The organism is Lachnoanaerobaculum sp. OBRC5-5 (genome assembly GCF_000296385.1).
GTDB lineage: Bacteria > Bacillota > Clostridia > Lachnospirales > Lachnospiraceae > Lachnoanaerobaculum.
The window spans coordinates 653,252-676,658 of record NZ_JH815185.1 but is presented as its reverse complement, the minus strand read 5'-3'; the positions used below and the strand labels follow the sequence as shown (position 1 = coordinate 676,658).

Here is a 23,407-nt window from a genome sequence, read left to right as displayed (position 1 = left end):
TCAAATAAAACATCTTCCATCATTTATATAGATTTCATGCAGAAAAAGGGACTTGAACCCTCATGATATTGCTATCACACGGACCTGAACCGTGCGCGTCTGCCAATTCCGCCATTTCTGCTTATAACGCCACGTAAGATTTACTTACGTGGCAAGTATAATACAATACTGAATATTATGCAAGCTTAGATTTTGCAACTTCTGCCAACTTAGCAAAACCTGCAGCATCATTTACAGCCAACTCAGCAAGCATCTTTCTGTTCATATCAACGCCTGCAACCTTAAGTCCGTGCATAAGCTTTGAGTATGAAAGACCGTTGATTCTTGCAGCCGCATTGATTCTTGCGATCCAGAGCTGTCTGAACTGTCTCTTTCTCTCTTTTCTACCTGCATAAGCACTTGCTAAAGCTCTCATTACAGACTGCTTTGCAATTCTGTACTGCTTTGAACGAGCTCCTCTATATCCCTTTGCAAGTTTTAAAACTCTATTATGTCTTTTCTTTGCATTTAAAGCACCTTTAACTCTTGCCATTTAAAAACCTCCTAACCCTTCGTCAACTTATAGATATGGTAAAATTTTCTTCATAACTTTTGCGTTTGTAGCATCTGTTACGATATCTTTTCTAAGATTTCTTTTTCTCTTTGTTGACTTCTTAGTTAAGATATGTGACTTATAAGCTTTGTTTCTTACAAGCTTACCTGTTCCTGTTTTCTTAAAACGCTTCGCTGCTGCTTTGTTTGTCTTTAGCTTTGGCATAATGAATCCTCCTTTTATTACAATATCTTTAAGCCTTCTTTGCTGATAAAAACATTACCAAACTTCTTCCTTCTGCCTTAGAAGGTTTGTCAATTGTTGCCACATCTGAAAGAGCCTCGGCAAAATCATCCAAAATATATTTTGACTTGAACATTCTTGCCATCTCTCTGCCTCTGAATCTTAGAGTAACTTTAACTTTGTTTCCCTTTTCCAAGAATTTTCTGGCTGAACCGACTTTAGTATTAAGATCATTAGTGTCAATATTTGGAGATAAACGAACCTCTTTTACTTCTATTGTCTTTTGCTTTTTCTTTGCTTCCTTATCTTTTCTGGCAAGTTCATATCTGAATTTACCATAATCAATAATTTTACAAACAGGGGGTTTAGCTGTCGGAGCAATAAGAACCAAATCCAAGCCTGCTTCCTCTGCTTTTTCCCTTGCCTCATTTATTGAAACTACACCTAACTGTTCACCCTCTGATGAAATAAGACGAACTTCTTTAGCTTTAATCTGTTCGTTAATCAATTGTTCGCTAATACCTTTATACCTCCATTTTCTTTACCAATATAAAAAGGCAGATAGAAAACCATCCGCCCAAATAATCATTTAATCAAAAATCAAAAAATGTTTATATGAACCAAAGTCACTCCTGTGCTAAGGTGAGGCGAACCTGCTTTCTTTCAACGTGTCTATGTTACCAGTTTTCTTTTTGTTTGTCAATCGGTTTTTTAAAATTTTTACGGATGTATGACTTCATATCCTTCAATGTCATAATAACCTGCCGGATCCTCATCTCCTCCAAACCATACATGAGAGTAGTTTTTATCCATAGCCACTCCCATAGTTGTTATAAATGACCAGTCATTATCACCTGTTATTACTTCATTATGACCTGAAGAACTCTTCCATAAATCAAGAGCCAACTTAGGATCTATTCCGATACTGTGGTATACGGATATTTCATATCCTGCTCCCGTATAGTCTGTCAATTCACCCGGCTTATCCCACATAATCTCTGCATGTTCATGATCGGGTGTGTATGCTCCACCTCTCCAATTACCGTTATTGGACCAGCTGTGAAGATTACCCTGAATCCCTCTTTCATCAAGCTGAAGTCTTGGTGTGTAATCATGTGAATCTTTTACATGGGCTCTTGCAACACTTGTAAGAGATTTTGAGAATGACAGCTTGGAAAGTCCAAGGCTCTCCCTGTACTCATTTATCAAATAGTATAAATTCGCCTCATCTTCACTCAGTCCGTATTCTCTAAGTTCTCTGATAACTCTTGCTCTTTCACTTTCTCCGTCAACATTATCATTCGGGATAACGATTGTTGGAACAGTAGTAATACCGCTCTCTATAGCACTCGGTGTTTCCTGATTTGCCGTATCATTGTTTTCATCGGCAACCGGTCCGATACTGTTGGAGCTTTCGGTTGTAGCTACAGGTCCGATACTGTTGTTTGTATTTTCAAATACAGAGTTTTCATCAAAGTTATTTAAAGTATTTGTGTCTGCTGTATTATCATTAGATACCTCTTTGAAACCGTCACCGGTCAAAGAATCTACATTATCTAATACAGTGTTATTTTCGGTAGATACCTCTTTGATATCCTCATCGACCAAAGAATCTACAACATTCTCATAATTATCACTTAACTCTGCACCCGGTCCGATCAAATTTCCCAATTCACTATTTTCAAGCTCAGGTCTTTGATCGCTTTCTGTTAAAATCTCTTCTGTTTTCTCTCCGTTATCAAGTACATAGTGACCGTCAGGTGTTATTGTATTTACAAGCATAGCACCGTCCGAACCCAGATAATAGTTTTCCACCCATGAATCTTCCACCATGTAACCGTTATCATTAAAATAATACCACTTTTTATTTATGTTTTTCCAAGAATCACTCGGGTATGTGCCATCTACCTGTCTATACCACCACCCTATATCATTTTGCTTCCATCCCTCTAAAACAGGAGGTGATGCCAAAGCAGTCATTGATAATAAACAACTTGTAAAACAAACAAAAATTAATCCCAAGATTTTCTTGCTTAAACCCATTTCAATCTCCAAAATAAAACTTTACAGTCCTTCAAAGGCACATAATATATCATAATTTACTTCTTCATAGAAAGCTCTTCTAAGATCGGAATATGATGTGTATCTTTTCAACAGGACCATCAATTTCGTAATCGTTGCTTCCAATGTCATATCATATGCCTCTATAAGACTGAAATCTTTTTTGATTTTTTGACCCACCTGATAAATCTCCATATTGGAGCCCTCATTTACAACCTGAGTCGCCATGACAATGAATTTGCCCATTTCCTGCCACTTCTCCATCTCTTCATAGAATTTATCAAGCATATTGTCGGGTATACCCCCAACTCCGAAACTCTCTATAATAATGCAATCGTAGTTATCAAATAAATATCCAAGCATGCCCTCTTTCATACCCGGAATCATTTTTAATACACATACCGAATCACTTAAGTCAAGGAAGAATCTTACCCTCTCTCTCATAGGTATGTATGGAATGTATCGTATTATGTGTTTTTCCTGAATTCTTGCAAGTACCGGAAAATTCACACTATGAAATGCATTGAATGATTTTGCCATCATCTTTTTTGCTCTGGTACCGGCAATTACATTACCGTCAAATACCAGAACAACATTTTGAGAATAATCATCACATGCATAGAGAATACTGTCTCTTAAATTTAATTTTGCATCTGTACCGTCTGTACTTATCGGCTTTTGAGCTCCAGTAATAACTATAGGCTTTCTTGAATTTTGTATCATATAGCTGAGAGCTGCCGAAGTATACGCCATAGTATCCGTACCGTGTAAAATTACAAATCCGTCATAGGAATCATAATTTCTTTCAATAGCTCTCGCTATATCCTGCCAAATACTTGGTGTAATATTTGTAGAGTCAATATTGCAAACCTGCAACACATCTATCTCACAAAGTTTTTCCACTTCCGGTACAAATGTCAAAATCTCAGGTGCCGAGAGTGCCGGTGACAATCCCTCACCCATTTGCTTTGAAGCAATCGTTCCACCTGTTCCTATCACTAAAATCTTCTTCATAGTGTACTCCTTATTCGATATACTAGAATACATTCAAATAAGGCAAAACTCAAGTAGAAGATTACCTTATCTCCATACTCCTTCGGCATTTACATGAAATCCGTCAGGAGTCTCTTCGTTAATATACATAGAACCGAGCGGTCTTATGTCCTTATTGTCTCCATAGTTCCAACGACCTGTGCTGTTGTCAAAGAACCATGTCTGAGCCGGTGGATTCGGATTGAAGAAATACCAGTTTCCATCGATCTTATCCCATGAAACATGCATATGACCGTCGTTTCTGTCAAGGAAGTACCATCTTGTATCGTCAGGATCATGATGCCATCCCTTGATCATCTCACCAAAGAAGCCGTCGTGATTCATTGAAAGATAGTACCATTTGTTTGTATCTCTGTCTAAGAACCATCCGCTGTCCATGATACCGTCCTGTTCAAAGTGGTACCACTCTACCTTTGTTCTACCCTCAAAAGTATAGCTGAGTAATTGCCATCCGGTTACTCTCTCACCGTTTGAAAGCTTAAAGATCCACTTTGAGTTATCAAGATTCTTAGCAGCTTCCTCAGGATTGATAAGTTCCCAGTTACCACCTACTCCAACTGCAATAGGTGTTGATGCAGACAATGTGTTTGCTCTGCCCTTTCCTGCATTTGAAGCGGCACTACCGCCACCTGAGCTTCCACGACCGCTACCGCCGCTTGAAGAGCCGCCACCATTTGACTTTCTTCCTGCATTTTTCAATGCAAGCTCAAGTGCATCAAATGCAGCCTTTAATTCAGCTGTAGATGACTTTCTGTTTGTCTTTGTAAGTACAGCCTGTGCATCATCAATTGCCATTTGCAACATTCCTGTATTGGCAACTTTCGGAAGCTCAATATTGGCCTGCTTAATAAGATCGTCAAGGTCTCTTGCAGCCTGAGCTCTGTCTACTCTGTCATTTGAGAAATAGAGATATACTGTAGCATCAGACAATACTCTTGTAGTTGTATCTGTAGGTACAAATGAATCTCTGTCATCACTTACACCCTCATAATGCCATGTGATACCGTTGTTATCTACATAGTCATTTGTAATGTTTGCTGTGTACAAAGATGCATAATCTTCTATTACTCTTGTAGGTGCAATATGAAGTGTGGAAACAAGACTGTTATCTCTTGCATCTCTTACTATGACTTTTCTTACATCATCAGGAAGAGTATATCCCCAAGCATATGTAGAACCGTTTGATACTGTAATAGAGAACTCTCCTGTATAAGAAGGTGATGTAAAATCAACTCCTGTAAACGGATTTATTGTATTACCGCCTGCATTTGAAGGTGAAGCAAGACTTCCGCCAAGCTCATAGAATCCATAGCTTCTGTTCCCAAGTAAAGCGCCTGTCTCAATATTTGCATCGAATGTAATATTAGCTCCGGTAGGATCTACATAGTTTTCCCAATTTCCTGTAACGGGATCCTTCTTTTGTACATTGAATGTCATAAGGAATACAGACTTGAAGCTGTCATCTGTCTCAAATGCAATAGCATTTCTTGTGGCTGTAGGTATGCTTGATTTTATAATTTGAATTCTAAAATCTCCCGCTTCATTTACTACAGGATAAATAACTCCTACACCCTGGTTTGAACCAAGATTGTCCACGTAGTCCTTAGACCATGTGTTACTTGCTCCAATAGGTGAAAATACTGTCTGTAAAGTTACAGGGACATTAGGCATTGTAAATATAATTCTGTCTCCTGAAATATTGTAGTTTCTAAGACCTCTAACCACATTCCAGCTCTGGAAATTCTTACCTGAACTATCTATAGGAGCCGCTTTTATTTCTACTTGTGTTCCTTCAGCTACTCCCAGCAAAGGATTTCCTGTAGAAGGATTTGTGCCGTTAATTCTCACAAAAGTATACTGTGGATTGGCATCCGCAATAAGTGTTATATCATTGTTCGGATTAACAATAACAAGGTTTGCAGTGCTTACAGTTGTAGGTGATGTAGTAGCCTGTCTGGTAACAGGATCTGTTGTGGTTCCTGTAGGTCTTGCCACTATCTGATAATTTACATCAGGGTCAAGGTTATCAAATACAATATTATTTCCTGAAGGAGTTGTAAACGGATAAACTACACCGTTTGGTCCTATAAGTGCATAGTCTGTATTTGCAGATAAAGGTGATATTGTAATTTGTGCTTTACCGCGATTATTCGGATCAGCTTCCGGCTGTGGATTTATTGCTGTAGGTATTGTTGTAGATGTCGGTGTTGAAACATCACTGCTTGGAACCGGCATTCCTACAGATACTACCGCCGTCGGTAAAGCCGTATATACTTGATAGCTCTGTCCCGGATTAAGAGAACTGTCTGTTATCTCACTGGCTGTAGGTACAAGATTTGCTCCGTTCACTATTTTTACAACATTTCTTGTAATAGGATCGACTATTACATAGCGAAGTCTTGAATCAATAGATGAAGGATGTATCTGTATTGAAGGTGTTCCGTTTGTAGGATGTAATTGACCGTTGGCTACAGGTGCATTTGCTACAAGTGCTGTAGTTGGCTGTGCAAATGCTGTAAAAGTCTGTCCGTTCAAATTGTTAATAGGTGTGGTTGCATCAACTGGATTAAAGTTACCGTCAAACCACTGTACAGTATAACCCGGATCGGCGTTTACCGCAGTATAGACACTTAAATCAGCAAATGTAAGATTTATAGGGTTTCCGCTTGCATCTACATTTGCAATCTCCGCATCCTGACCCAATGGCAACGGAGATATACGACCACCTATATTAAAATGATAAGTATTAAAGTTACTTGGTATCTTTGTAAACTTGGCAGTCAAGGTTATTGTATTCTTACTTCTTGGAATTCCTGTAACAGTCTGAGGTGTACCGAGATTTAAGTTTACCTGCTGTGAACCAAGTTCTGATGATGTTTCCCAATGGTCGAATCTGTATCCTGCATTAGGAACAGGATAATAAATCATATCACTTGGTTTTATATCCACATCATAAGTATTACTTGTGCTTGACTGATTAAGCCTTGACAGATTAATTGCAGCATCTGTATTTACATTATAATCTGCAGCTGTAGGAGAATTTGCAACTTTTATACTTCCTCCGGCTCCGTTTATCGGGATAAGCTGAACTATAGCTGTAGGATCAACTGCATATGTTACGATTATCTCTTTATTTTCGATAGGACCTGTAGAGGCAGTAGTTAAATCAAAGTTCTGATTTGCATCACTCCAGCTTGAATCAATATTTGCTATAGCTGTCTGATATGAGCTGCCCCACGTTGCAGTGCCACCGTTTAACTGTGCCGTAGGATGATCGGTACCATATTTATAATTAGCTACCTTAGGTACAGGAATCTGAATATCATAACTTCCGGCATTGTATCCGGCCTTAATTTTTAGGTATTTTGCCTTACCGTTACTACTGTCCACCTCTTTATATTTGCTACCGTTAGCTGTTCCCGGTGTGGTAGGTAAAGCCGGATTTGTTCTTTCATACTCTGATACTATTAAACTTGTAATATCATTTCCCCTGTCATCCATATACCTCACAGTAAGTGTAGTCTGATATGCAGAATTGATATGATACTTATAAGTTATCTTTACATCCTGATTAGGCATCTGACCGGTAATCTTTCCGAAATCCGGAGATGAAGATACCGTATTGACTTTCAGTCCGTCGTATGCATGTGCCCCTGAACCTGCATCACCTGAAAGCAGTGTGGCATTGGCGGCAGTATTACCGTCTGCAATATTTTTATCACTTGTAATATGACTTATTACCGCTCCGTCATAAATATATCTGTCGGCCGATGTAGCATGAGCCGCATCCTTTTTACTTATATCTTCATTCAGTTTTATATTCTTGGCACCGATATCTGTAAGTGCAGCCTCATAATATAAACCACCTACTCTTCTGCTTCTTTTTGATAAAACACTTAAAGCAGCATCCTGATATATCTCATCAACTACTTCCAAAGCCTTTTTTACGTCTTGGTTTACATTGTAATTAAACGTGATTTCAGTATCCTTATTCACCATGGTTCCACTTAAGTTTTTATTATTATCCATAGTAAAACCTGCATCAGTAGCACTAAAACCTGTAAATTCTGTAGCAAATAAAGGTGAGGTATTTGGATCAAAGAATTTAACAGTATCATCTGCACCGGTATTGGTTATCTTAAACCCGTCAGGTACTATAGGTGACTGCGGTATTGCCTCTAAAACATTTTTTGTTGTAGTAGAATCTGCCGGAAGTCCCGGAACATAAACATTATTATCCGCAGTATATCTTACTTTTAAATTATAATTTTTACTTGGATCGGCCTTAAGTTTGGCATAATAAGTTTTTCCATTACTTGGATAATTCAGGCCGTCCATTCTCCACAAACCGAATCCGTTTTCCTTATCGGTCATCCAATGCTCTATCGCATAGCCTTCCAATCCGATATTGTCCCAAGATTTGCCGTTCAGAGTCTTTGTTTTATCAAAAGTTCCGTTATCCGGATTACCTGTGTCCGGTTGTACAAAAGGCAGATATACATAGTGATTGGTGTGATTTACTTCCATTCCATGAAAATCTCCACTACCTGTATCTATTAAAGTATTTGCAGTTCCTCCCGGAATATTAATATTTTGAATAATATTCTTTAAGGAAGGGTTTAAATCCGTAAAATTAAACTGAAAATCTGAACCGGTCGGAGCACTTGGTGCCGCCCAAACCGGCAAACTTGCCGGCTGGGTTGCTAACATTGTTCCCACCAATAGGGTCGCAATTTTTCTTTTCATTGTTTTCATATTTTTCTCCAATATCACTGAAGTCTCTCACCATTGGCATTTACAGTGTAGCCGTCAGGTGTTTTTTCATTTTCATACATGGAGCCATATGGTCTTGAAGATGTCTTTACATAATCCCATCTCATATCAGCAGAATTCCACTCATATGTAGGTGCAGGAACTACAGGATTGAAGAAATAGTTCTTTCCTCCAATATTTTGCCATCCTGTAAGCATTGCACCTGAATTATCCATATAGTACCATCTTCCGTCTTGAGGATCTTTATGCCATCCTCTAGTCATTACACCATTGTCTTCATTCATGTAATACCATTTATTTGTATTTGTATCGAGTACCCAGCCAAGAACCATTTGACCTTCAAGGGCTCCCTTACCGGTATTCATAAAATACCAGTTCTTTGTAGAAGGATCTTGCATCCATCCTGTTACCATTGTTGACTTTGAATCAAAGAAATACCATCTGCTCACAAGGTTACCATGACTGTCAGGAATCTGAATCTTTGCCCATGAAGAGTTCAGTGGAAGTCCACCGTTAAGAACAAAGCTCCATCCTCCGGTTACAGGATTTGTCTCCCATTTACCGTCTGTTCCCAAAACAAAGCTTGTTACATTACTTCCCTCAAGAGAAGCCTTATTGCCTATTGTATTCTTTTCTCCCGGTGTCAGAAGTATAGAACCTCTTCCTGCAGAAGAGTTACCACCGCCGCTTGCACCGCCGGTTCTTCTGTTTCTGTCAGCAATTCTACCGTTAGATATATTGCTGTATCTGTTAATAACATCAAGCAATCCGTCAATAGCTCTTTGAAGCTCAGCATAGTTTGCCATTCTTCTGTGATCGATACCGTCTTTATCCAAGATATCTCTAGCCCAAGCTAATGTATCCATAGCTTCCAATATCTTTTCTCTGATAGTATCAGCCTCACCGGCCTTCAGATAAGGATCACCAAGTAAATCCTTTGCTGTTTGAATTGTATTTCCAAGATCCACTCTGGCTTTATCTACCTTAGGCTTGTTATTTTCATAGTAAGCATAGATAGTCATAGCCTTTGTAATATTCATTGAAGGATCAAATACAGAGAGAGAATTCTCCTTCTTTGACCAGTTCTTATAGTTGTATTCCACACCGTAAATATCTTCAAAAGGTGTTACAAGATTACCTGCCGTTTCTCCGTCCGCATATGCTTGTACAAGAGAATAGTCAAGAGAATAATCCGCATCCTTCACAGCCTCTTTTCTTCTAACCTTAAACTTATGATAGAAGTTTCTGCTTGTATCATTCAAGTGCTGATAGTCAAGTACCGGCTTATTGTCTACAAATACAACCTTAAATATCTTTGAATAAACCAAAACATAAGTATGGTTCAGATTTGCAGTAAATTTAAACAATCCCGCATTATTATCAAGGTCTCCTACATAACTCATGGCAACAGGTGTACCTGTAGTTACGTCAAAAATCTCATAGTCAAGCTGATCTGTATCTGCAGCCGGAAGCTGTGCTGTTACATCAATACTTGCATTTGAATCTGTAGCTCTTCCAACTTTTCTTCCGTCAACATATCTTTCAAGCTCTACATCAAGAGCATATGCTGCCGTATATGCATCAGGATGATCCACACCTGAAACAGAAACAGGCTTTACCAAAGCGCTTTCAGCATTGCTTGCATTTCTCTTTGAGAATATAACTCTGTAGTCAACCTTGGCACCGTTTATACCGATCAAAGACTGATCCTGCGGTGTTGTAAGATCATGTGCCAGAGCAGGTATCTGATTCGGATCAAGTCCGAACTCTCCTACCGCACCACCTCTGATTTCCTCATCGGCATCCGCATCATCAGCTGCAATCTTCGGCAAATCATATACCGCCTTGAAAACAATATTTGAGTTTGACATTGTAAATGAATAATCATTATCAAGTATCTTTCCGGTTACTCCTACAGCTCTACCTGCAAGAACCTGCCAATACTTAAAGTTGTATCCTGCAGAATTAACCATATCCGCATGCAGATTTACAAGATCTCCGGCCTTTGCTTCATTAAAGCTTCCTGCATTAACGCTGTTGGCTCCAACCATTACAACTTCGCCGTTTACAGCTTCTACAATATACTTAGGTGCATCGGCCATATCTCCGGGGTTAGCTGTAATAGCATTTCCGTCTGGTAATTTACTTAGAGGATCTGGTATTGATGTATCACCCTTTCTTCTTGCAACTACTGTGTATGTCTCGTTAGGATTAAGGTTTTTGAAAGTAACTATTGAAGGATTTCCTGATGATCCTATCCATCCGTTGTCACTTCCCAGATAATTTACAACATTTCCGTTTTCGTCAATAAGCGCATAATCTGCATCAGGATCGGCAGGATTTATAACAATCTGAGCCATTCCGTCATTTTCAGGATCATAACCTACACTGTAGTTATTCTCAACTGTAGGAATATATGTATCTATAGGTGCTGATATATTACTGCTTGTAATACTTGAAGTAGGATTTCCAACAACCGCAATAGTATCAGGTGTACCCTCTTGAACATCATAGTGTGCTCCCGGAATAAGATCCGGAACATTAGTAATGCTTCCAATAGCATCACCTGTGACCACAGCCACTATTTTTCCGTTCTTGTCACTTATAACATATACATTTCCCGGTGTTGTACCGTTTATTCTTATTTCACCGCTTCCATCATTTCCAAGATGACCTGTCGGTACTATAGAACCTATAGTAAGTCCCCATGTAACAGGATCCTTAGTAAAGTTTGCATAGTATGTAGCATTATTTACAAGCGGACTTATTGCAGTCATTGCATTGTTTGCACTGTCACTCCAGTTGGCAAAGTTGTAGTTTACAACAGGAATAGTGCTTGGTAAATCACTTTGAATCTGTCCCCATGTATAGTCATATGGCTTATGAAGTGTAGTAGGTGTTCCGACACTTCCGTTTGCATTTGCGGCAAAATTTATATCAATCCACATAGAAGGATCTTCAACAAATTTTGCATAAAGTGTAAGCGGTGTACTTCCGGCTGTTACTGTATCGGAAGGTAACGGATTGGTACCTACAACAGGTATTGTTGCGGCAGCATCCATATACCAACCGTCAAACTTATAATAACGATTAGCCACTGTTCCCGGTATGCTTCCCTGAGCATTAAGCTTATTAAATGTATCTGCTTTACTGTCACCTAAAGCTGTTCCGTCACTACCAAGGAATGTTGTCGGAACTCCCGGTAACAGTGCACCGATACTTCCCTCATTATTTGGAGAAGCCGCCACTTGGAAGTTAATAGCTCTCCACTTATTCGGATCACGACTAAGCTTGTAGTCAACACCTATAGGTCCTGTGGATGAAATAGGCATAGCTCCGGTTAATGCACCATCTGCCGGATTTACACTTCCCCATGTTGAACCTGAAGGATTAATATCTGCAGTTGAGTTTCCATCCCAGATATATCCATATAGCTTGTCACCTACTGTAGTTCCTATTGCAGGTATTTGCATATTTGTGATAGTAGAACCCGGTGCTATGGCATCTACACTGCTTGCCAGAACGCTGTTCGGTACTTCTCTGTCAAAGAATCTACGAACAAGGTTGTTTGAAGAATCAGCTGTATAAATATATGTAATTTCTACATTCTGATTCGGCATATGTGCAGTAAACTGTCCTGTTGTCTGATCATTTAATGTTATAAAACCTGCACTGTTAAGGCCTGTTTTATAGTTCGGATACGTGAGATCCTCATGTTCACCCTGTACTATACTGAAAGACGTATAATTATATCCCGTAATTGAAGTATCAGGCTGACTTGAGAAAATCTGTTCCGCATTTAATGAACCGCTTATATCAGCTGCCAATGTATTTCCTGCACTGTCACGGTGATGAATAGTATAAGTAAATGTATCAGCAGTCTTTACCTTATATCTGTATGTAAGATCCACACCTGTTGTATTCATAGTTGCATCTACATGACCTGATGAAGCATTTACGGTTCCGGCACCATATGGATTAAGTACTCCTGTATTGAATTCATATCCTGCTATAGAAGTAAGCGGATCTGCAGTTATTGGTTGTGTAAAGCTATATTGTCTAGGTGGTTCGCTACCGAAATCTATAGGTAATGCAACATTTGAGTTCTTATGTATTACTGTAAAGTTATGCAATGTAGGATCAGGTGTCCACTTTGCATAAAGATATACATTACCTGCTGTAGTAGGTGCAGGGAATGTTGCAGGATTTCCTACTCCTGTAAATGCAGCGCCGTCAACATCTCCGGCATCAAATTCTTTATTACCGTTTATATCTGTATATGTAAACCATCCGTTAAATACATAACCGTACTTTGTCGGTGTCGGTATTGGTCCCAGAGTCGTAGCCGATGCTCCGGTATTCTCTTCCATATTTGCTATAACATTACCACCCTTTGAATCAAAATGGTAACGTACAATATTTTTCTTAAAGTACACAGTAATATTCACAGGGTTGGTGCCCATGGTACCTATAATATTTCCGTTTGGGTTGCCTGATGTGTCGTTTTCTGAACGTACTGTTGTTACTACAGACGGAATATCAACTCTGTCAAATACATATCCTGAATAATCAACTGTAGGTGTAGCTGTAAGTGTAGGTAAATCATATTTTATATTTGCACCTGCAGCATATGAAGTTGTATACGGGTTTGTTAAAAGTATATGATCATTTCCTGTGAAGCTCATATTTTCAAACGGAATACTGTTTCCGTTCTCATCTGCATAGTTTAGTGTAAAGCTATATACAGGAGCCTTTAAGTATACAACGTTTTGTAATTGATTTGTTCCACCGTTTATAGTGGTTCCGGTTCTTACCTGTTGTGATACATTTCCCGGTGCAGTCGTCTGTCCAGGCTTATCTGCAGTAATACTGCTTATAGAATATGGAAGTGCCACAGTTCCTCTACCTGAGTAGTCCAGTACTGTACTTCCCTCAGTATTTAAAGAAGGTAGCCTTGTCTGGTCTGCTTCATTTACACCAACACTTCCGGTAAACTTTGCACCCTTTGGTATATACAGATAGTTTGCACCAAGACCTATATTGGCATTAGTTGTTGTATTTGTAGTTGTATCTGTAGTAGTATTTCCTGTTACATTTACATTTCCTGCAAGTGTAAATGGATACACCGTTGGTGTTGAACCGGTAATAGCCATTGCATCTGCCAAACTTACAGCAGAGACATTGTTAACAGATTCGTTAGCTGTAATGTTTACAGTACCTGTACCTGCATTTGCTGCTACTACACCATTGCCTTCAACATCTATAGCAGAAGCCTTGGCTCCAGTTCCTTTAACTTTGTTGTTTGTCAGTGTAGTTCCTGCTTTTAAATTAAGTTGGCCTTCAACCTTTACTAAAGCACCTGTAACATTGGTACCTGCTGTATCAGTTGCAGCCTTGTTACCGTCTATCTCTATATTGGTAAGTGTAAGAGTCTTTCCTGCAGGTACTTCTATAAGATCTCCTGCAAAACTATCTTTACGAATAAGCTTCTTTACAGTACCGTCATGCATATCGTCAGGATGAGTTCCATAATAACCCGGAGCATCAAACACACGCATTGAACCGATCTTATCATACAAACTTGTCTGTATTGTAAGACTCTTAAGATTCGGTGCACTGTTCCAGTTAAGTGTTGCCGGTATTTCGGTATCATCCATTACATAGATATATGCCTTCTCGGTTCCACTTGCTCCTATAGCATCTATAGCAGCCTGTACAGTATTGTACGGCTTTGTGATATAACCTGTAGAAGTACCGTTTTGGCCTCCATAAGTAGGATCTACGTAGTAAACAGATACTCTCATAGATACTTCAAATGTTGCACTCTTTGTCTCTCCCGGTGCCAAATCAAAGAAGGCTGAGAAAGCTGCTGCAGAGTCATAACCTTGGACTAAAGAGTCTTTAGATTTGACAAAGGTAAAACCTGTATGATACGCAGAAGAGTTTCTGGCATCCCATGGTGTCATTGGCCATTGGCCTGCCCACACTCTTCCATCCCCCGACTTTACCTTTACATCAAAGTCGGAAAGCCTATACTTATTATCTGTAGAATTCAATTCTCCATTATTGACTAAATCTTGAACTTCTGAATCAGATAAATTTGCTATCATATGAAGATGCTTTCCACCCTGAGTAACTAACACAGGTACCTTATCATGATTATATAGGAATGTATCAGACTCATTACCTATCATAAACTTTACAGGATCACTTGTCGTATTAGCCACTGTATAGGTTACAAGCAAGTTCTTATCATCGTCATCAGGTTTTATTTCCTGACGAACTTCTATTTTTTCCGTTTTCCCCGGTACTTGAAGTTGAGTAATACCACCGTTATATGTAGCAGGAAAAAGTTTCACAGGAAAAACATTCGGATCTATTGATTTATATTTAGCACCAGCTCCTGCACCACTAAGATAGGCAAAATAATCATTACCCTGTAAAGAAGCATCATCAGGAGTTCTACCATCGGATCTGTAAGTAATATATGGTGTCAAATATGTAAGCGAATTTATTGTATCACTTGGTCTTGGTTCACCAAAGCCATAGTAGGTTGCCCAATAATCCTTACCATATGCAGTACGAACTGTAGTTGTATATCCTCTTTGTCCAATACTTCTGGATGTTTCACTATCATCTGTAACTGCTGAAATATTAAAAGAATTTGTATTCCCTATATTGTTAGAGAATAGAAAACCTCCTTGAGTATATAAATCGGCAGGATCATAGTTTGTATTTTGACCTGTAAGCCCCGCTCCCATCTTCTGAAACGTAAATCCTGTAGAAGAAGAAGAACCGTAGCTAACTCTATTATTTCCGGAGCCTGTGGTCTCCATATAAGGATATCGATCCCCATTATCTGTCAGGCTTGTATTTGGCACCAAGCTGCTCGCCTTTACATCCATCTCCCCAAAAGGCAGCGTTGTTGCCACCATTAAAAAGGATAGTAGACCCGCCAACAGTCTTTTACCCTTGTGATTATTCTTTTTCATATATCACCTCTATTTGTCTTTTCATACAAAATAAAATCATTATCTTGTTATCCTCCATGAAATATAAAGAATCTAAAATCGTATTTTTTGCACCTTAAACAAGAGTTTCCTACCTAGCCCAAGTAAGTTACCCTTGTTTTTATTCGCTAAATAAGAGTTTCTTACCTAGCCCAAGTAATCTGCCCTTGATTTCATATCCTTTATTTTACCTTTGTTTGCCCTCTTGCATAGGCAAACTGCCCAATTAAATTTAAAACAATCTTCTTAATAAAAAGAATGCATTATGCTTATATGAATCTAGCCCTTATCCATATAAACAAAGACTTCATTTTATTGCATTCTTGCTTTGCAAAAAATGAAAATTTACACGATTAACCCTACACCTCCTTATAACAATTAAATTTGATTTTATAAATCCTTACTATTCTACTCTATTTTTTGTGTTTTTGGAACTATCAAATGATACATTGAAAGTTTTTTTCTTAAACTTTTCTTACTTTTTATATTTATAGTTGTTTTTAATGCTTTTTATAAAGCAAAAAATAGTGCAAATGATAATCTCATTCACACTGTTTATTATCCTGTGTCTTTTACAGCTCCGGCATAAAGATTATATTTACTCTGCCTGTTTTTTCATTTTCTATTATCATCGTATCTATATCAAAAAGTGCCCTAATATTTTCTCTTGTCAACATCTCTTTCGGACTTCCTACATCAAATATTTTCTTGTTTTTCATCAAAACAAGTCTGTCACAATATGTTGCCGCTATATTAAGATCATGCACACAACAAAGTATTGTCAGACTTTGTCTTTTAAGTATATTCATAATTTGATACTGATATCCTATATCCAAATGGTTGGTCGGTTCATCAAGAAGTATTACAGGTGTCTTCTGACTTAATGCTCTCGCAAGCAATGTTCTTTGCTTTTCACCACCTGATAATGAAAGAAAATGTCTTTTTTCATATCCTGAAAGTCCCACTTCCTTGATATATTCGCTTACAATTTCTCTGTCTTCTTCACTGCTTCCTGAGAAAAGTTTTTGATATGCAAATCTTCCAAGCATTACCATGTCGTAAACCGTCATATCAAAATCAACAATATTTTCCTGTTGCATTACGGACATCTTTTTAGCCGTTTTTCTGTTTGAGAGTTGGGACAAATCCTCTCCGTCTATAAATGCCGCACCGCTGTCCGGAGTAAACACCTTATAAATATTTTTAAGCAGTGTAGACTTACCGCAACCGTTAGGTCCTACAATACCTACAAACTCTCCTTCTTTTACGCTTATATCAATACCGTCTATTATAATCTTTCCGTCAATGGAATAAGTGATTCCCTTTGTTTCAAGTTTTTTCATCCTCTTCCTCCGTTATTGGATTTTTTAATCAAGTATAAAAAGAACGGTGCTCCAAAGAAAGCGGAAACTACACCGATCGGCAGTTCTTCAGGTGAAATAACAACTCTTGATATAACATCCGCCAATACAAGGAATGTTCCTCCAACTAAAGTTGCGGCAGGTATTAGCCTTGTATGCTTACTTCCTACCACCGATCTTGTAATATGTGGAATGGTAAGTCCTACAAATCCGATTACTCCGCTGATCGAAACAATAACACCTGTAAGCAATGTCGCCACCAATATCATTATCAGCTTCAACTTTGAAGTGTTTACACCAAGTGTCATTGCCACATCATCACCCAAAAGCATTGCATCCAGCATCTTTCTTATGGAATATATCACTATAGAACAAAGTATGAATGTAATACTGACATACATAAGTCTTTCCCATGTGGATCCGCTTAATGAACCCATCATCCAGTACTGTGCAGTTTTTACTTTATCCGAGCCTGTCCTTTGCATATAAATCATCAGATTTGTTGCAGCTCCGAAAAGTGCTGCTACCGCTATTCCTGCAAGTATGAGCTGAGTTGCCGTTATCTTATTTCTTATTTTTGCTATATTAAGTGCAATAATTATAGAAATTACCGCACCTATAAAAGCACCAAGCATTGTACCGTAAGGACCGTAAAAAATCAAAGATCCATACATAATCATAAATACCGCACCTGCCGATGCTCCCTGTGAAATACCGAGTACATAGGGATCTGCCAATGTATTTTTTGTTAAAGCCTGCATTATAATTCCACAAAGTGTAAGCCCTGCTCCAACAAAGAATGCAACGAATACTCTGGGGAATCTTATATCCCATATTATGGATTCAATACTGTTATCCCATGTGACTTCCACTACTCTCCTACCGCTGAATTTATTGGCTAAAAATCCCGTAATGTCCTTCAGTTCAATGTCCACACTTCCTAAAATGATTGAGATTACAATTGAAACGCAAAGTATTAGAATCATAATTAAGATAAATCCTAAATATGTACTCTTTGATTCAAGAGGTAAAAAATGTTTTTTAAATTTTGACATATTAACTCCTAAAATAAAACTGCCACAATCAGTGACAGTTTTATATGTAAAAAATTATTTGAATTTATCAGGATAGAATTCATTTGCCATAAGCTTCACGGCATTTGCAGAACCTGCAGAACCCTGCATATCCGAGCAGCATGCACTATATATTCTTCCTTCTTTTACTGCACGAAGATTTTTTGTAAACTCATTTGTCTCAAGGAACTTCTTCTTTACCTCAGTATCATGATCATAGTCAAGTATGAGAATTACATCAGGATCTCTTGCAACAACCTCTTCCCATGAAGGAGTTGCCCATCCCTTATCAATATCATTAAAGATTGAAATACCGCCTGCAAGCTTAATCATATCTCCCGGTATTCCTTGACAAGCTGTAAAAGGTGCATCCTCACCCGAGTCATATACAAACACTGAAACAGGGTTTTTATAAATATCCTCACCAAGCGTATTCTTTACTTCTTCTATTGTATTCTTCATTGCCTGAACTCTTTGTTCGGCCACATCACTTACTCCAAAGATATGTCCCAGAGTATCATAGTCCTTATATACATCTTCCATAGTTGCCTTATCTGAACATGAATATGGGAAGTAAGGAATAATATTATTCTTTAGGCACCAGTCTACAGAGAAATTGTCATCTGAGAAAAGTGAATCCCATCCTATCATAAAATCCGCATTTAAACTTAGGATTTGCTCCTTAGATGCTTTATTAAGATTTTGTCCGTCAGGTAGAATCTTATTTAATTTATCTCTTGCCGGAAAATCATTTACCGTATCAAGGCAGGCACCTCGTGTATACCCGGCTATATGATCTTCAAGTCCTAAATCCAGAAAAAAATCAACCATCTGATCACCGTCTGCTACCACCCTCTTTGGTGCTGAGGTAAACGTCTCTTCCATATTTTGTCCTGCACCGGATCTTTCGAGGTTTAAAGTGATTGTATATGGCTCATATTCTTTTTGCTCAGAGTCATTGTCAACCTTTTGTACATCCTTATTTACCGTGTACTGATCACCTTTAGAACCTACAACTCTTTTTTGATTGCTACATCCTGCCAATGCAAGTAATGATATGCCGATTCCGACAAATAATGCTGTTTTTTTCATTTTTCTCCCTTCAAGTAAATCCGTTTTGTATACAAAAATAAAATTTGTAACAATTAGATATTTTAGCATTTTAATAATTAAAGTCAATATATGATTCCGGGTTTTTATGCAATGTGCCTATACCCCTTTGGGTATTATTATATTATCTTAATTCCATACTTTTCGCATTATAAAATTGAAATCCGTTTTTACTGCAAAAGCTTTCAATGTCTTTTAACAGACTTTTATTTGCACCGTATTCTAAAAGAAAAACTTGAATGTCCTGTGCTTTTACTCTTTCCAAGTATCCGATGAAGTACTCTCTTTCTTCCATACTCTTTTCAGTATATGTTTTATGTTCAAAATCAATATCCGTAAATACGCATTCCTGATTGACACCGTCAAACATTTCCTTTGTAATTTTTTCATCTATACATTTGCTTACAAATGTATCTCCGCCGTTTATTATAGTATCAAGATTATACTTCCCAATTCCCTTTAGTATTGAACAAAGTCCGTCAAATATTTTCTCTTCGGGAAACTGATAGTACACATCACAGTTATCTATAAAAAATCCGTCAAAGCCTTTATCTGCTATATTTTTCCCAAGCTCATCTACTATAAGATTTTGCCATTCCTTATCAGAGACATCCATCCAGTACTCATCTTCCCAGTTCTCATATGTACCAAGTTTTTTATCTTTAAACTTCTCATAGTATGGGCGATAGTTTTCCAAAGAACCTATATTAAGATAGGCATATATTTTTTTATTCTTCTCATGTAGTTTCTTTATATCATCTTTATTAAATTCGGTAGGTTCAAGTACAAGGACTTTGTAATTATTAAGTTTCATCCCATCTTCTTTGCTGATGCCTATAAATACACCGTAATATTTATCCTGTATAAAATCGGCTTTAGCAAAAGCAAAAAGAACAATACCGCAGAATACAGCCACGACGATAACCATGAATTTTTTCATAGAAAAACTCCTTTCTATAGTTGATACATCCTATTTATATCAATTATAAATATTTAAATCAAGTATATAGTCTTACATAAAGTAAAATATACTTGACATAATGTAATTATAGAGTTATATTGATGATGTAAAACATATATGACATTTTGTCTGAAAGGAGTTTTTATGGAATATATTATGATTGCTTTATTTTTTGTAGGTGTATTTGGAGTTTTGGCTTTTAATTCAAAAAAGTCGAAAGAAGAATATGATGAAAGACAGTTGGCTGTCAGAGGACGCGGTTATACTTATGCTTACTTTACTGTAATGATACTTTCAATTTTACATGTATTCACAAAAGATACTCTATCATTACCTGTTTCAAATGATCTTATAAGTGTTATAATACTTTTTATATCAGGTATTGTGCTGAATACTTATATTATTTTTAATGATGCCTGCGGCAGTTATAAGAAGAATAACTATATAAAGCAATTTATCACCTATATCATTATATTTTTACTAAATGACTACTACTTAATAAGGTCTGTATCAGACCACACATTGTTTAAAGACGGAGTATTACAGTTTAGAGAAGGCATAAATCTTATTGCAGCTGTTGCTATTATTATCTTAGTTTTAAACTTGGTAATAAAACTGGTGATAGACAAATGTAAAAAAGATGAGGAATAAGGGGTAACTATGAAAAACCTTAAATTAAAATCCGCCAGAGCCGCTAAAGACCTGTCCCAACAGCAGCTTGCAGATCTGGTAGGTGTCAGCCGCCAAACAATAAATGCTATAGAAAAGGGAGACTACAATCCCACAATTCGCCTATGTCTATCCATCTGCCGCGCACTTGATAAGACTTTGGATGAATTGTTCTGGGAAGAAGAATAAGAGGGTGCTTGCCCTCTTATTTTTTAACCTACTTCTTCGCCGAACTTAGATAATGTAATTTTATACATATCTCACCTTAAAACTCGGATAAGTCGATTTCATCCGATGTAATTTCGGCTTTAATATTTTCAACTGCTGTATCCATCATATGTAATGTATTCTCGGAAATTCTGAAAGGCTCTCTAAGTTCACGAGGCTCAAGCAGTATTGTTCCGTCTTCTTTCTCTTTCACATGGTAGTACTCAAATATACATCCTCTTAAAGTAATCCTTTTCTTTGAATCTAACTTTGCATCATATTCTCTTACACTTGTATTCATAAGTTCCTCTAAAATAAACGTTTAATTTGTGGGAATTCCCACTTTTGTCTATAGAATAACATTATAATAAATCCCTGTCAATCTTCCCTACTACCTATTTTATCTCCATCCTGCAAACAAATCCTGTATTCTCACCGTTAGTAAATCTCACCTTCCATCTATGAAATGCTGCTACCTTCTTAACTATCTTTAGTCCAAGTCCATGTTTTCCAACGTTTTTGGTCTTGGCATATGCATTTTGATTCAGTCTTTGTAAAATTTCAGCCGGTACTCCGCTTCCGCCATCTCCTATCTCCAAAACAGTTTTTTTATCTTCTTTATATAGATTTATATAGATGCTGCATCCTTCAGGATTGTGACGAAAAGTATTATTTAAAAAATTTATTACGGCTCTTTCAAACAGTTCTTCATTTAATGAAACTTCATATTTTTGCAACTCATCATCTATGTTCAGTTCAAAATCATACTTGGACTGTGCATCAATATCAAGTGAATTTATCATATTACTTACAATCTTTCTGATAAGTGTACTTAAACAAACCTTGCTTTTTTCAAATCTTTTTGTACCGAAGTCGAGCTTACTTGTAATATTTAAATTCTCTACCAATGCTCTGATACGAAGTCCCTGACTTTCAATAATCTCGGACTTTCTTTTTATTTCATCCATACTGCTTTCTTTTGGAATCATTTGTGCATTACCTAAAATAACGGCAAGCGGTGTTCTGATATCATGAGAAACTCCGGCAATCCACTCTACCCTTTCTTCCTCTATTCTTCTTTGCCTTGCTTTGTACATCCTTATCGAAACAAAGATAAACAAAATAATATTAAAAATAAATAATACAGGAGTTATTTCCAAGAATGTCAAAACATTATTTGCATCATATTCCAAAGTATATTTCCATATATCCGCATTCACCTTTCCGACTATAAGCAATCTGTCTTCACTGACTATATAAGTACGTACAGGATAGTCATCCAGATAATACCTTGTAAACTTGGCCACATCCTGTAAAGTATACTTTGATTTTTTCAAAGATTCAGGCATATTTTCAGACCATATAATATTTCCGGTACTATCAAGTAAAAAAGCAAATTCGTTATTCTTTTGTAATTGTGTACTTTCTTCATCACTTAAAACATATTCACCGGTATTGTATGATAAGCTGTCCATTATTTCACTTGCATCCGTATAGTTTATATCTGAGCTTTTATACATCACAGCCATACAGATTATGAAATCCACAAACAATATGGCTATGGCAAAAACAAGTACCCATAGTATAAATTGCAATCTTCTCTCCAGGCTTTTTCTCATATCTTCTCCATTTTGTATCCCTAACCTCTTACCGTCTTTAAAAAAATAGGTTTTGAAGGATCTTTTTCTATCTTTTCTCTTAAATGGCGCATATGAACAATTAAGGAATTTTCAAGTCCGAAGCTTCTGTCCGGCCAAAGCTCTTCACAAAGCATATCTGTAGTTACTATCCTACCTCTATTTCTATAAAGAATTGAAAATAATGTGAGTTCTTTGGCTGTCAAGGTTATGACATCTCCATTCTTTTTTACAACACCTCCCTCTATAGAAACTCTGCTTTCATCTAAAAAAATATCTGATGTGTTTTCATCAAGTAAATAACATCTTCTAAGTACCGCACCGATACGAAGTAACAATTCTTTTGGAAGGAAGGGTTTTGTTATATAATCATCCGCTCCCAGTCCAAGACCGTGAAGTCTGTCTTCATCCTCATCTCTTGCCGACAGGAAGATTACAGGAAGTTTAGGAAATATGCCGACTCTTTTTAATTCCTCATAAAAATCAAATCCGTTGCAGTCCCCAAGCATTACATCAAGTAAAATAAGATGGATCTGAGTGCTGTCTATTTTCTCTCTTCCTTCTTTTAGATTATAGGCATATTCTATATCAGTATATCCGTCATTTTTTAATATATCACCTAATACCTTTGACAATTCCGCTTCATCATCAATTATTAGGATTTTACAGTCTTTCTTTTCCATATATACTCCTAAATTGTTTTGTTTTCTTATTATA

The 23,407-nt window shown here is 37.3% G+C and carries 16 protein-coding genes and 1 tRNA gene; 2 read left to right on the top strand and 15 right to left on the bottom strand.

Features of this window, described 5'->3' with window-relative positions; translation table 11 throughout:
* Nucleotides 1-37: 37 nt before the first annotated feature.
* The 12 genes from HMPREF1135_RS03065 to HMPREF1135_RS03010 all read right to left on the bottom strand — a co-directional run bounded on the left by HMPREF1135_RS03065 (nucleotide 38) and on the right by HMPREF1135_RS03010 (nucleotide 20,156).
* Nucleotides 38-121 (bottom strand) — tRNA-Leu (locus HMPREF1135_RS03065).
* 54 nt (nucleotides 122-175) lie between these two features.
* Nucleotides 176-532 (bottom strand): 50S ribosomal protein L20, encoded by a 357-nt coding sequence (gene rplT, locus HMPREF1135_RS03060; RefSeq protein ID WP_007591881.1) that lies wholly within the window; start codon nucleotides 530-532, stop codon nucleotides 176-178.
* Between the two features lie 27 nt (nucleotides 533-559).
* Entirely contained in the window at nucleotides 560-757 is a 198-nt protein-coding gene (gene rpmI / locus HMPREF1135_RS03055) for a 50S ribosomal protein L35 (RefSeq protein ID WP_007591879.1), read from the bottom strand.
* Nucleotides 758-785: 28 nt separating this feature from the next.
* The gene (gene infC / locus HMPREF1135_RS03050; protein ID WP_007591878.1) at nucleotides 786-1,283 is read right to left on the bottom strand and encodes a translation initiation factor IF-3; all 498 of its coding nucleotides are present in this window, start codon (nucleotides 1,281-1,283) and stop codon (nucleotides 786-788) included.
* 212 nt (nucleotides 1,284-1,495) lie between these two features.
* Entirely contained in the window at nucleotides 1,496-2,818 is a 1,323-nt protein-coding gene (locus tag HMPREF1135_RS03045) for a CAP domain-containing protein (protein ID WP_007591876.1), read from the bottom strand.
* A 21-nt stretch (nucleotides 2,819-2,839) separates the two neighbouring features.
* Nucleotides 2,840-3,850, bottom strand: coding sequence for an asparaginase (locus HMPREF1135_RS03040; RefSeq protein ID WP_007591874.1), 1,011 nt, complete (start codon nucleotides 3,848-3,850; stop codon nucleotides 2,840-2,842).
* Nucleotides 3,851-3,916: 66 nt separating this feature from the next.
* The gene (locus HMPREF1135_RS03035) at nucleotides 3,917-8,644 is read right to left on the bottom strand and encodes an N-acetylmuramoyl-L-alanine amidase family protein (RefSeq protein ID WP_007591872.1); all 4,728 of its coding nucleotides are present in this window, start codon (nucleotides 8,642-8,644) and stop codon (nucleotides 3,917-3,919) included.
* Between the two features lie 14 nt (nucleotides 8,645-8,658).
* Nucleotides 8,659-15,654 (bottom strand): InlB B-repeat-containing protein, encoded by a 6,996-nt coding sequence (locus HMPREF1135_RS03030; protein ID WP_007591869.1) that lies wholly within the window; start codon nucleotides 15,652-15,654, stop codon nucleotides 8,659-8,661.
* A 590-nt stretch (nucleotides 15,655-16,244) separates the two neighbouring features.
* Nucleotides 16,245-17,015, bottom strand: coding sequence for an ABC transporter ATP-binding protein (locus tag HMPREF1135_RS03025; RefSeq protein WP_007591867.1), 771 nt, complete (start codon nucleotides 17,013-17,015; stop codon nucleotides 16,245-16,247).
* Nucleotides 17,012-18,088, bottom strand: a complete 1,077-nt coding sequence (locus HMPREF1135_RS03020; RefSeq protein WP_007591865.1) for a FecCD family ABC transporter permease — start codon at nucleotides 18,086-18,088, stop codon at nucleotides 17,012-17,014. The genes HMPREF1135_RS03025 and HMPREF1135_RS03020 overlap by 4 nt, the downstream gene beginning before the upstream one ends.
* 54 nt (nucleotides 18,089-18,142) lie before the next feature.
* Nucleotides 18,143-19,198: an ABC transporter substrate-binding protein gene (locus HMPREF1135_RS03015; protein WP_007591863.1), complete on the bottom strand. Its 1,056-nt coding sequence runs from the start codon at nucleotides 19,196-19,198 to the stop codon at nucleotides 18,143-18,145.
* 142 nt (nucleotides 19,199-19,340) lie between these two features.
* Nucleotides 19,341-20,156 (bottom strand): endo alpha-1,4 polygalactosaminidase, encoded by an 816-nt coding sequence (locus HMPREF1135_RS03010; protein ID WP_007591859.1) that lies wholly within the window; start codon nucleotides 20,154-20,156, stop codon nucleotides 19,341-19,343.
* Nucleotides 20,157-20,321: 165 nt separating this feature from the next.
* Between HMPREF1135_RS03010 and HMPREF1135_RS03005 the strand changes: the two genes are divergently transcribed.
* Entirely contained in the window at nucleotides 20,322-20,828 is a 507-nt protein-coding gene (locus tag HMPREF1135_RS03005) for a hypothetical protein (protein WP_007591858.1), read from the top strand.
* A 9-nt stretch (nucleotides 20,829-20,837) separates the two neighbouring features.
* Nucleotides 20,838-21,035 carry a helix-turn-helix transcriptional regulator gene (locus HMPREF1135_RS03000; protein WP_007591857.1) on the top strand — a complete coding sequence of 66 codons (198 nt, stop codon included), beginning with the start codon at nucleotides 20,838-20,840 and terminating at the stop codon, nucleotides 21,033-21,035.
* A 76-nt stretch (nucleotides 21,036-21,111) separates the two neighbouring features.
* Here the strand turns inward: HMPREF1135_RS03000 and HMPREF1135_RS02995 are convergent, their stop codons facing one another.
* The 3 genes from HMPREF1135_RS02995 to HMPREF1135_RS02985 form a co-directional block, all read right to left on the bottom strand.
* Complete coding sequence (locus HMPREF1135_RS02995; protein WP_007591856.1) at nucleotides 21,112-21,354, bottom strand: hypothetical protein; 243 nt, start codon at nucleotides 21,352-21,354, stop codon at nucleotides 21,112-21,114.
* A gap of 94 nt (nucleotides 21,355-21,448) precedes the next feature.
* Entirely contained in the window at nucleotides 21,449-22,672 is a 1,224-nt protein-coding gene (locus tag HMPREF1135_RS02990) for a sensor histidine kinase (RefSeq protein WP_007591855.1), read from the bottom strand.
* 20 nt (nucleotides 22,673-22,692) lie between these two features.
* Entirely contained in the window at nucleotides 22,693-23,373 is a 681-nt protein-coding gene (locus HMPREF1135_RS02985; RefSeq protein WP_007591853.1) for a response regulator transcription factor, read from the bottom strand.
* Between the last annotated feature and the right edge of the window lie 34 nt (nucleotides 23,374-23,407).